Raw genomic sequence first — 11,040 nt, 5'->3', positions numbered from 1 at the left:
TCCACCACCAGACCATGCGGCCGGCAGTCATATCCAGTATTAGACGTCGTTTCCAACGCTTATCCCAGAGTCAGGGGCAGGTTACTCACGTGTTACTCACCCGTTCGCCACTAATCCACCCAGCAAGCTGGGCATCATCGTTCGACTTGCATGTGTTAAGCACGCCGCCAGCGTTCGTCCTGAGCCAGGATCAAACTCTCCGTAAAAAAATACAACCAACACCCGAAAGTGTCAGCGAGTTGAAACTGACCGTAAAGACTGTCTACTGACAATCAATTCAATCCAAAAGGAATTGTCTCCGACAACCGTGACCCCAAAAGAGCCACGATCGCACGGGGTCAAAATAATTGGCATTGACAATGTGCACGCTGTTGAGTTCTCAAGGACCAGACGCACCCACCAATCAGCCCGACAAACACCGGACCTCAACAGAGGGGCTTTCGATCTTGGTTGTCACCGGCAACGCGTCGGACCGAGGTCCTGTGGCTCATCCCGTGGGAGAGGGCCGGTGGAGTGTTCATCCTAAGCGTCGAAGCGACCGAGCACAAGACCCGGATCGAACTTCGGTGGAGGATGGCGCCCGCTTGAGGCCGGCAGGCTCTGGGCTCTCGCTCCAGCCGCTCCGCCGCACCTTTGGGGTGACGAGTAAGAACTCTACGCAGGGATCCCGACGAGCGCCAACCGTGTCCGCTCCCGGGCGTGTCGCGTTCTGCAACACGCTCCGGGATCCGATCAGGACAGGGTCACGCCGGCGAGCGTCTTCTTCCCCCGGCGTAGGACGACCACGCCACCGGGGAGCGCGAGCCCGGACAGCGGTGCGGTCGCGTCCTCGGCACGTGCGTTGTTCACGTACACACCGCCCTGGTCGATCGCGCGCCGCGCCTCGCCCAGGGACTTGACGAGTCCGGTCTCCACGAGGGCGCGCGCCACGTCGGCATCGCCCTCCAGCGACGCCGAACCAGGCAGCTCGGCGACCGCGGACCGCAGGGTCTCCGCGTCCAGCGCCGCGAGGTCGCCGTTGCCGAACAGAGCGGCCGAGGCATCGATCGCGGCCTGGGTGGCGTCGTGCCCGTGCACGGTCGCGGTGACGTCGTACGCCAGCGTCCGCTGGGCCTCACGTCGGAAGGGCTCGTCGGCGACGGCACGCTCGAGCCGTTCGATCTCCTCGCGGGACAGGAAGGTGAACTCCCGCAGCCGGGCGATCACGTCTGCGTCCGCGGTGTTGAGCCAGAACTGGTAGAAGGCGTACGGCGACGTCATCTCCGGGTCGAGCCAGATCGCGTTGCCCTCGCTCTTGCCGAACTTCGTGCCGTCGGAGTTCGTGATGAGCGGCGTCCCGATGGCGTGCACCGAGGCACCCTCGGACCGCCGGATCAGCTCCGTGCCCGACGTCAGGTTGCCCCATTGGTCGGAGCCGCCCGTCTGGAGCGTGCACCCGTACTGCCGGTACAGTTCGCGGTAGTCGAGTCCCTGCAGGATCTGGTAGCTGAACTCCGTGTAGCTGATGCCCGCATCGGAGTTCAGGCGCGCCGCGACGGCGTCCTTCTTGAGCATGCTGTTGACGCGGAAGTACTTGCCGACCTCGCGCAGGAAGTCGATCGCCGTCAGCGGCGACGTCCAGTCGAGGTTGTTCACGAGCCGGACGCCGTTGTCGCCGTCCGCGCTGAGGAACCGCGACACCTGCGCCTGCAGCCGCGACACCCAGTCGGCGACGGTCTCACGGGTGTTCAGCGTGCGCTCTGCCGTCGGGCGCGGGTCGCCGATGAGTCCGGTCGACCCGCCGACGAGCGCGAGGGGCCGGTGCCCGGCGAGCTGCAGCCGCCGCATGGTCAGCAGCTGGAGCAGGTTGCCGCAGTGCAGCGACGGGGCGGTCGGGTCGAAGCCGCAGTAGTAGGTGACCGGCTCGCCGTCGAGGGCCTCCTTGAGTGCCGTCTCGTCCGTGGAGACGTGCACCAGACCACGCCAGCGCAGTTCGTCCCACACCGAGGCGAAGGTGGGGTCGTTCCGCTGACGTGTCAGGACATCGTGATCGGTTGCGCTGGACACACGACGATCGTAGCGGCGCGCGGGCGCGCACCGGGATCCGGACTGGAGGCGCGGGGCGGCTCCGTCAGTCGAGGGCACCCTTGTGTCGTCGGTACGCGGACACCGTGGGGTCGCCCGCGAGCCAGAAGCGCCAGGGGAAGGCGGCGCCGCCGGCGACGCCGCCGACGCCCGTCCGCGGCCCGCGCGCGATGCGCGGTCCGGCCGCGCCGGATCCTGCGGACAGGAGCGCGTCGACGACCGCAGCGGGCCCGTCGGCGGTGATCCGCGCCTCCAGGCCGGGTGCCAGGGCGAGCACGTAGGGGCCGGAGCCGTCGAGCAGTGACGTGCCGTCGTCCGTCCCGAGGACCGCGCCGAGCGCGGTGCCGAGGTTGCCGGGGCCACGGGCCAACGCCGTGTCCACCGGGCGGTCACCGCGGCGGCCACGCGCCACCGGCACGCCGTCCACGACCTCGGCGGCCCGCAGGAGCGACCCCGAGGAGGTGCCCTCGGGACCGCTCACGACGTTGACGCACGTGTGGATGCCGTACGAGCGGTAGGCGTAGAGGGTCCCCGGCGAGCCGAACAGGTGGCGGTTGCGCTCGGTCATGCCGCGGTGCCCGTGCGAGCCCGGGTCGGTCGGACCCCAGTACGCCTCGACCTCGGTGATGCGGAGGACGACGCCCTTGCCCGTGATCGTCGCGCCGAGGAGCGCCGGCGCCGAGGTCGGCGCCGGCAGCTCGAGGAGGGCGTGGAGCGGCGAGGTCATCGCGCGAACGGCGCCCCCGCGGCGAGGTCGTGGACGCGCCGGGTCAGCGACGCGAGCTGCTCGGCGACCCGGTCGGTCGCGGTGCCGCCGACGCCGGACCGCGACGCGACGCTGCCCTCGATCGTCAGGACGCCGCGGACCTCGGGCGCGAGGTGCGCGGACACCGCGCGGTACTCGTCGTCGGTCGGCTCGTCGAGCTCGATGCCGCGCTCCTCGCAGTGCCGCACGAGCGCGCCGGAGACCTCGTGCGCGTCGCGGAACGGCACCCCCTGGCGGACGAGCCACTCGGCGACGTCGGTCGCGAGCGAGAAGCCCTGCGGCGCGAGGGCGGCCATGCGGTCGGTGTCGAAGGTCAGCGTCGCGATCATTCCGGTGAACGCGGGGAGCAGGACCTCGAGCTGCGCGACCGAGTCGAACACGGGCTCCTTGTCCTCCTGCAGGTCACGGTTGTACGCGAGCGGCAGGCCCTTCAGCGTCGCGAGCAGCCCGGTGAGGTTGCCGACGAGGCGCCCGGACTTGCCGCGTGCGAGCTCGGCGATGTCCGGGTTCTTCTTCTGCGGCATGATGCTCGACCCGGTCGAGAACGCGTCGTGCAGCCGGACGAACCCGAACTCCTTCGTGTTCCAGAGGATGACCTCTTCCGCCAGGCGGGAGACGTCGATGCCGATCTGCGCGAGCACGAACGCGAACTCGGCGACGACGTCGCGAGCGGCCGTGGCGTCGATCGAGTTGTCCGCCGGGCGGGCGAAGCCGAGCTCGTGCGCGATGGCCGTCGGGTCGAGCCCGAGCGAACTCCCGGCGAGGGCCCCGGCGCCGTACGGGCTGACGCTCGCACGGTCGGCCCAGTCGCGGAGCCGCTCGAGGTCGCGGACGAGCGGCCATGCGTGCGCGAGCAGGTGGTGCGCGAGGAGCACGGGCTGCGCGTGCTGCAGGTGGGTCCGGCCCGGCATGATCGCCCCGGGGTGCTCGTTGGCCTGCTGGCTGAGTGCGTCGACCAGGTCGATCACGAGGTGCCCGATCCGGCGCGCGTGGTCGAGCATGTGCATGCGTCCGAGCGTCGCGATCTGGTCGTTCCGGCTGCGGCCGGCGCGGAGCTTGCCGCCGAGCTCCGGACCGAGGTCGGCGATGAGCAGGCGTTCGAGGGCGCCGTGCACGTCCTCGTCGCCGTCCGCGGGCTGCAGGGAGCCGTCGGCGTGGGCGGTCTCGAGGCGGTCCAGTCCCGCGAGCATCCGCTCGAGTTCGTCCGCGGTCAGGTACCCAGCGGTGTGCAGGGCACGGGCGTGAGCCCGGGACCCGGCGATGTCGTACGGGGCGAGCTGCCAGTCGAACTGCGTCGATCGGGACAGCGCGGCGAGCTCGGCGCTCGGCCCGTCTGCGAAGCGGGCACCCCAGAGGGCGCCCGTGTTGGTGGCGTCGGTCTTGGTCGGCTGGTTCGCGTCGCTCATGTCGTCCTGCGTCGTTCGGTGGTGCGGGGTCTGGAGTGGTCGTGTCGTGCTCTGGCCGGGCGCTGGTCGGGAGGGTCAGTTGGCCCGGTTGCGTCGGGCGGCGGTCCTGCCCGGGCGGGCCCAGGCGTCGGCGAGGCTCGTCGCACCAGGGGCCGCGGCGAGCTCGAAGTCGTAGAGGCTCTGCTCCGAGCGGCGTCCGGTGACCACCGCTCCGCCGCCGTGCAGCCGGAGCCGGACCTCGCCGGAGACGTGCTGCTGGGTCTGCTCCAGGAACGCGTCGAGGCCCCGGCGGAGCCCCGAGTTCCATGCGCCGTCGACGACGAGCCGTGCCCACTCGGCTTCGACACCGCGGGAGAACACGGCGACGTCCCGCTCGAGCGTGAGCCGTTCGAGGTCCCGGTGCGCGACCGTCAGGGCCGTCGCGGCCGGGGTCTCGGCGACGTGCCGGGCCTTGCGGCCGTCACGCAGGTCCACGACCACGTCGTGCCGGCCGATCCCGTGCCGTCCCGCGAGGGCGTCGAGTTCCTGCAGGAGCCGGACGATCCCGAAGCGCTGACCGTCCAGGGCGACGGGGACGCCGTGCTCGAACGTCACGGTGACCCCGTCGGGGTCCGGGACGGTGACGGGGTCCTGCGTGCGCAGCCACCCGGTGTCGGTCGGCGCGGCCCAGGGGTCGTCCGCGGGGTCGGTCGCCGTGCCGGTCGGCGGTCCCGCCGCCGGCCCGGTCGTGCCGGTCGCCGGGACGAGTCGGCCCCACAGGTCCTGCTCCGCCCCCGTCGGGACCGCGTCCGGCGGCACCGGCACGACCTCGAGGTCCGGGTCCACGCCGCCGACCAGGGCGGCGAGGGCCGGCTCGTCCGGGGCGGCCGTCGCGTGTGCGACCAGCCCGGCGCCGAGCTGCCGGGCGGTCGTCACCAGGTGGGCGGCGACGAGGGGCCGTCGGAGCGCGGGGACGAGCGAGCGCCCCGTGTCGAGGGCGTTCGCGCGCAGGGCGGGAACCACGTACCGCTCGGCGTACTCCGTCTTCGCGTCGACGACGATCGCGTCGACGGCTCCGGCCGCTCGGGCGCGGTCCCGCACCTGCTCGACGTCGCGGCTCCGCCCGCCGACGTCGACGACGAGCGCGATGACCTCGCGGTCGGACGGGCCGAGCGCAGTGTGGTCGTCCGCGGGGCCGCTGTGGGCGAGCCGGGCGACGGCCTCGGCGGGATCGACGCCGGCTGAGGCCGCCACGACGATGCGGTCGGTCACGGGGCTCCTTCCGGACGGGCGGGACGGGGTCTGCGGGGCTGGCTCCGCGGGGCTGGTGCCGCGGGGCGGATCAGGCGGCGGCGAGCAGCCAGGCGAGCAGGGCCTTCTGGGCGTGCAGCCGGTTCTCCGCCTCGTCCCAGATGATGCTGCGCGGACCGTCGATGACCTCTGCGGTCACCTCGTACCCACGGTCCGCCGGCAGGCAGTGCATGAAGACGGCGTCGTCCGCGGCGTGCGCGAGCAGTTCGTCGTCCACGCGGTAGCCCGCGAAGGTCTCGAGGCGCGACTGCTTCTCGTCCTCCTTGCCCATCGAGACCCAGGTGTCGGTGACGACGACGTCCGCGCCGGCGACCGCGGCCACCGGATCCGTCACGACGAGGACCGACCCGCCCGTCTCGGCGGCTCGGCGCTCGGCGTCGCTGACGACCACGGCGTCCGGGCTGAAGGCCGCGGGGGCGGCGACGCGGACGTGCATGCCGGCGGTGGCACCCGCGAGCAGGTACGACTGCGCCATGTTGCTCGCGCCGTCGCCGACGAACGCGACCGTCTGTCCGGCCAGGGCACCGCGGTGCTCGCGGATGGTGAGCAGGTCGGCGAGGAGCTGGCACGGGTGGAAGTCGTCGGACAGCGCGTTGACGACGGGCACGCGGGTGCCCTCGGCCATCTCCTCGAGTCCGGACTGGGCGTAGGTGCGCCACACGATCGCCGACACCATGCGCTCGAGCACGCGGGCCGTGTCCGACGGGGTCTCCTTGCCGCCGAGCTGGCTGTTCGCCGTGGTGATCACGAGCGGGCTGCCGCCGAGGTCGGAGATCCCGACGTGGAAGGACACCCGGGTGCGGGTGGACGACTTGTCGAAGATCACCGCGACCGACTGCGGGCCGGCGAGCGGCTTCTCGGCCCAGCGGTCGGCCTTCATGCGGGCGGCCAGGTCGAGGATCGCGGACTGCTCGGCCTGGGTGAGGTCGTCGTCCCGGAGGAAGTGGCGGGTCATGCTGAGGTCTCCTGGGCGGCGGCGGCCGCGAGGCTCTGGCCGAGGATCGACACGAACTCGTCGATCTCGGCGTCGGACACGATGAGCGGCGGCGCGATGCGCAGGCTCGACTCGTTCGGGGCGTTGATGATGAGACCGCGCTCGAGCGCGGCGGCGTTGACGGCGGCGGCGACCGGGGCGGCCAGCCCGACGCCGATGAGCAGGCCCGTCCCGCGGACCTCGTCCACCAGCGGCGAACCGAGGCTCGCGATGCCGGCGCGGATGCGCTCGCCCTTCGTGACGGCACCGGCGACCAGGTCGGCCCGCTCGATCTCCGCGAGGACCGCGTTCGCGACCCGCGTGCCGAGCGGGTTCCCGCCGAAGGTCGACCCGTGCTGCCCGGCGGAGAAGAGCTCCGAGGCCCAGCCGAAGGTGACGAGGGCGCCGATCGGGAAGCCCCCTGCGATGCCCTTGGCGATCGTGACCGCGTCCGGCGTGAACCCGTGGCCCTGGAAGGTGAACCAGTTGCCGGTCCGGCCGACCCCGGTCTGGATCTCGTCGAGGATGAACAGCGCGCCGTGCTCCTCGGTCAGGCGACGGGCCGCGAGCAGGAAGCCCTCGGGCAGGTCCACCACGCCGGCTTCGCCCTTGATCGGCTCGACGATGAGGGCCGCCACGGTGTCGTCGATCGCGGCCTCGAGTGCCTCGACCGTGGAGTCGATGTGGTCCACACCGGCCACCATCGGCAGGAAGTCCCGCTGCAGCGCGGGCTTGCCGGTCAGCGCGAGGGCGCCCATGGTGCGGCCGTGGAAGCCCTGCTTGAGCGCGAGGATGCGGGTCTTGCGCCCGTCGGCGCCCTTGTTCAGGCGCGCGAGCTTGAAGGCGGCCTCGTTCGCCTCGGCCCCGGAGTTGCCGAAGTACACGCGCCCGGCGTCCCCGGCGCCCGTGATGCGCTTGAGGCGCTCGGCGAGTTCGAGCTGCGGCGGGGTCGCGAAGTAGTTGGAGACGTGCACGAGCTTGGCGGCCTGGTCGGCGACCGCCTCGACGAGCGCCGGGTGCGCGTGGCCGAGGGAGTTCACCGCGATGCCGGCGAGGAAGTCCAGGTACTCGTTGCCGTCGACGTCCCAGACACGGCAGCCCTTCCCACGCTCGAGCATGATCTTCGGGGCGGGCAGGGATCGCATGAGCGACGCCCCGAACCGGTCGTTCCAGGTCTGGGTCTGCGTCTCGGTGCTCACTGCTCGTTCCCCTTCTGCGTGGTGTCGGCGTCGGCTGCGTGCCGGCCCGGGTCCGCTGCGGACTCGGGGACCCGTCGGCCGACCTCGGCGTGGGTGTTCTGGTTCTCAGTGCGACGGCTCGGGTCCGGGATGACCTCGGTCCCCGCGCCGCGGAGGGTGAAGACCTCGAGCAGGATCGAGTGCGGGATGCGACCGTCGATGATCGTCGCACCGCCGACACCGCCGACCACGGCGTCCAGGCACGCGGTCATCTTCGGGATCATGCCGGACTCGAGGCTCGGCAGGAGCTCCCGGAGTTCCTCGACCGCGATGAGGTCGATGATCGAGTCCCGGTCCGGCCAGTTGCGGTAGAGGCCGGGAACGTCGGTCAGCATGAGCAGCTTCGCGGCGCCGAGGGCGATCGCGAGTGCGCCGGCCGCGGCGTCGGCGTTCACGTTGAGGGCCTGGTCCGGGTGGGCGTCGTCGATCGCGATGCTCGACACGACCGGGATGCGGCCGGCTTCGATCGCGGCCAGGACGCCGGACGGGTCGACGTGCGTGATGTCGCCGACGTGGCCGAGGTCGAAGTGCTCGCCGTCCACGACGACGCCCTTCTTCTCGCCGGTGAACAGCGAACCGCCGTCACCGAACACCCCGACCGCCAGGCCGTCGCCGTGCTCGTTCATCAGGTCGACGATCTCGCGGTTCACCTCGCCGGCCAGGACCTCGCGGACGACCGTGATCGCCTCGGTGGTCGTGACCCGGTAGCCGCCCCGGAACTCGGACTCGATGCCCTGCTCCTTGAGTGCGGCGGAGATCTGCGGGCCGCCGCCGTGCACCACGACCGGGTGCAGGCCGGCGTACCGGAGGTAGACCATGTCCTCCGCGAACGCGCGCTTCAGGTCGTCGTTCACCATGGCGTTGCCGCCGAACTTCACGACGACCGTCTTGCCGGAGAACCGCTTCAGCCACGGCAGGGACTCGATGAGCGTCGCGGCCTTGACGGCGGCGAGCTCGTGCTCTTCTTCCTTGGTGAGGTCGCTCATCAGCTGGAGTACGCGCTGTTCTCGTGGACGTAGTCGTGCGTCAGGTCGTTCGTCAGGATCGTCGCGGCGTGCGGACCGACCCCGAGCTCGATGAGCACGTGCGTCTCGCGCGGGCTGAGGTCGACCTCGTCGACGGGTCGGTCGGGCGCGCCCGCGTGGCACACCCGGACGCCGTTCATGCTCACATCGACGGCGTACGGGTCGAACTCGGCGTCGGTCGTGCCGATCGCGGCGAGCACCCGCCCCCAGTTGGGGTCGTTGCCGAACACCGCGGCCTTGAACAGGTTGTTCCGGGCGACGCTCCGGCCGACCTCGACCGCGTCGTCCTCGGACACCGCGCCGGTCACCGCGATCGTGATGTCGTGGCTCGCACCCTCGGCGTCCTGCTGGAGCTGGCGGGCGAGGTCCGCGCAGACGGCCGTCAGTGCCTCCTGGAAGTCACCGACCTCCGGGGTGACTCCGCTCGCGCCGGACGACAGCAGCACGACGGTGTCGTTCGTCGACATGCAGCCGTCGGAGTCCACGCGGTCGAAGGTGACGCGGGTCGCGGCGCGCAGGGCGTCGTCGAGCTGGGCCGGGGTCTGCACGGCGTCCGTGGTGATCACCACGAGCATCGTCGCGAGCCCCGGCGCGAGCATCCCCGCACCCTTTGCCATGCCGCCGACGGTCCAGCCGTCCTCGGTCACGACCGACTGCTTCGCGCGGGTGTCGGTCGTCATGATCGCCGCGGCGGCGTCCGGCCCGCCGTCCGCGGACAGCGCGGCAGCTGCGAGGTCGACCCCGCGGAGCACACCGTCGCGGAAGGTCTGGTCGCCGCGGCCGATGAGGCCGGTCGAGCAGACGACGACGTCGCCCGCACCGACGCCGAGGGCGTCGCCGACGGCCTCGGCCGTCAGGTGGGTGGTCTGGAAGCCGAACGGCCCGGTGAAGCAGTTCGCACCGCCGGAGTTCAGCACGACGGCGCGGGCGGTCCCGTCGCCGACGACCTGGCGCGACCAGATCACGGGGTGCGCCTGCGCACGGTTCGTGGTGAACACCGCGGCCACCGCGGCGTCCGGTCCGTCGTTGACGACGAGCGCGACGTCGGGCTTGCCGCTCTCCTTGAGACCGGCGGTCACGCCCGCGGCGCGGAACCCCGCTGCCGCGGTCACGCCCTGGAGGCTCGTGCCTGCGTCGTCCGTCTCGGTCACGTCGGTCACGGTGCGACTCCGTCCACGCTGAGGCCCAGGGTCTCGGGGAAGCCGAGGGCGATGTTCGCGGACTGGACCGCGGCACCGGCGGTCCCCTTCGCGAGGTTGTCGAGGGCCGAGACCGCGACGACGCGGCCGGCGGCCTCGTCGACGGCGAGTCCGACCAGGCAGGTGTTCGCGCCGACGGTGTCGGCCGTCCGCGGGAACTCGCCCTGCGGCAGGAGGTGCACGAACGGCTCGTCCGCGTACGCCTGCTCCCAGGCCAGCCGGACGTCCCGGGCGCTCACGCCGGGCGCGAGCCGGGCCGTCGTCGTCGCGAGGATCCCCCGCGACATCGGGACGAGCACGGGGGTGAACGAGATCGTCACGTCGCCAGCCCCTGCGGCCACCAGGTTCTGCTGGATCTCCGGGATGTGCCGGTGGGTCCCACCGACGGCGTACGCGCTCGCGGAGCCCATGATCTCGGAGGCCAGGTACGTGGTCGCGAGCTTCTTGCCCGCTCCGCTCGGCCCGACGCTGAGCACGGCGACGATGTCGTCCGACTCGACGAGCCCGGCCTGGATGCCCGGCTGGATGCCCAGGGTGACGGCTGTCACGTTGCACCCGGGGACCGCGATGCGCTTCGTCGCGGCGAGCTCGGTGCGCTGGCGCCCGGTGCCGGCGATGTCGTCGACGTCGCGCCACTCCTCCGCCGAACCCGGCGTCGGCGCCGCGTGCAGCAGCTCCGGCAGCCCGTACGTCCACGCGCCGTGGTAGTCGCCGCCGTAGAACGCGTCCCACGCCGCGGGGTCGGTCAGCCGGTGGTCCGCACCGCAGTCCACCACGAGGGTGTCCTCGTCCAGCTCCGCCGTGATCGCCCCGGACTGCCCGTGCGGCAGCGCGAGGAAGACCACGTCGTGCCCGCGCAGGTGCTCCGCGGTCGTCTCGACGAGCGTCAGGTGGGCCAGCGATCGCAGGTGCGGCTGGGTCGCGATGAGCGGCTGACCGGCGTTGGAGTACGCGGTCACCGTCCTGACGTCGAACTCCGGATGGGCGGCGAGCACGCGCAGGAGCTCACCACCCGCGTAGCCGGAGGCTCCCGCCACGGCGACGGATACGGACATGGGTTCCACCTTTGGTCGGACTGG

The 11,040-nt window shown here is 71.8% G+C and carries 9 protein-coding genes; all 9 read right to left on the bottom strand.

The features are described 5' to 3' along the window. Positions 1-732 precede the first annotated feature (732 nt). The 9 genes from tyrS to HUN58_RS05805 all read right to left on the bottom strand — a co-directional run bounded on the left by tyrS (position 733) and on the right by HUN58_RS05805 (position 11,016). Positions 733-2,046, bottom strand: a complete 1,314-nt coding sequence (tyrS, locus tag HUN58_RS05845) for a tyrosine--tRNA ligase (protein WP_058742108.1) — start codon at positions 2,044-2,046, stop codon at positions 733-735. A gap of 64 nt (positions 2,047-2,110) precedes the next feature. Next, the gene (locus tag HUN58_RS05840; protein WP_180224672.1) at positions 2,111-2,791 is read right to left on the bottom strand and encodes a DNA-3-methyladenine glycosylase; all 681 of its coding nucleotides are present in this window, start codon (positions 2,789-2,791) and stop codon (positions 2,111-2,113) included. Further along, positions 2,788-4,236: an argininosuccinate lyase gene (argH, locus tag HUN58_RS05835; RefSeq protein WP_180224671.1), complete on the bottom strand. Its 1,449-nt coding sequence runs from the start codon at positions 4,234-4,236 to the stop codon at positions 2,788-2,790. The genes HUN58_RS05840 and argH overlap by 4 nt, the downstream gene beginning before the upstream one ends. Positions 4,237-4,311: 75 nt before the next feature. Continuing rightward, positions 4,312-5,487 carry an argininosuccinate synthase domain-containing protein gene (locus HUN58_RS05830; RefSeq protein WP_180224670.1) on the bottom strand — a complete coding sequence of 392 codons (1,176 nt, stop codon included), beginning with the start codon at positions 5,485-5,487 and terminating at the stop codon, positions 4,312-4,314. A gap of 70 nt (positions 5,488-5,557) precedes the next feature. Further along, complete coding sequence (argF, locus tag HUN58_RS05825) at positions 5,558-6,481, bottom strand: ornithine carbamoyltransferase (protein WP_180224669.1); 924 nt, start codon at positions 6,479-6,481, stop codon at positions 5,558-5,560. Further along, positions 6,478-7,698 (bottom strand): acetylornithine transaminase, encoded by a 1,221-nt coding sequence (locus HUN58_RS05820; protein ID WP_180224668.1) that lies wholly within the window; start codon positions 7,696-7,698, stop codon positions 6,478-6,480. The genes argF and HUN58_RS05820 overlap by 4 nt, the downstream gene beginning before the upstream one ends. Further along, positions 7,695-8,723, bottom strand: coding sequence for an acetylglutamate kinase (argB, locus tag HUN58_RS05815; RefSeq protein WP_058742102.1), 1,029 nt, complete (start codon positions 8,721-8,723; stop codon positions 7,695-7,697). The genes HUN58_RS05820 and argB overlap by 4 nt, the downstream gene beginning before the upstream one ends. Further along, complete coding sequence (argJ, locus tag HUN58_RS05810) at positions 8,723-9,913, bottom strand: bifunctional glutamate N-acetyltransferase/amino-acid acetyltransferase ArgJ (RefSeq protein WP_229666867.1); 1,191 nt, start codon at positions 9,911-9,913, stop codon at positions 8,723-8,725. Before argJ ends, argB begins: the two co-directional genes overlap by 1 nt. Before the next feature lie 5 nt (positions 9,914-9,918). Continuing rightward, positions 9,919-11,016: an N-acetyl-gamma-glutamyl-phosphate reductase gene (locus HUN58_RS05805; RefSeq protein ID WP_058742101.1), complete on the bottom strand. Its 1,098-nt coding sequence runs from the start codon at positions 11,014-11,016 to the stop codon at positions 9,919-9,921. Positions 11,017-11,040: the final 24 nt, after the last annotated feature.

The sequence above is a fragment of the Curtobacterium sp. Csp1 genome (assembly GCF_013347185.1).
This window is presented reverse-complemented; position numbering and strand designations above follow the sequence as displayed.

Bases quoted from the DNA above. Each gene is read 5' to 3' on its own strand.
- HUN58_RS05840 (WP_180224672.1), bottom strand. From the start codon at position 2,791: ATGACCTCGCCGCTCCACGCCCTCCTCGAGCTGCCGGCGCCGACCTCG.
- argH (WP_180224671.1), bottom strand. From the start codon at position 4,236: ATGAGCGACGCGAACCAGCCGACCAAGACCGACGCCACCAACACGGGC.
- argF (WP_180224669.1), bottom strand. From the start codon at position 6,481: ATGACCCGCCACTTCCTCCGGGACGACGACCTCACCCAGGCCGAGCAG.
- argB (WP_058742102.1), bottom strand. From the start codon at position 8,723: ATGAGCGACCTCACCAAGGAAGAAGAGCACGAGCTCGCCGCCGTCAAG.
- HUN58_RS05805 (WP_058742101.1), bottom strand. From the start codon at position 11,016: ATGTCCGTATCCGTCGCCGTGGCGGGAGCCTCCGGCTACGCGGGTGGT.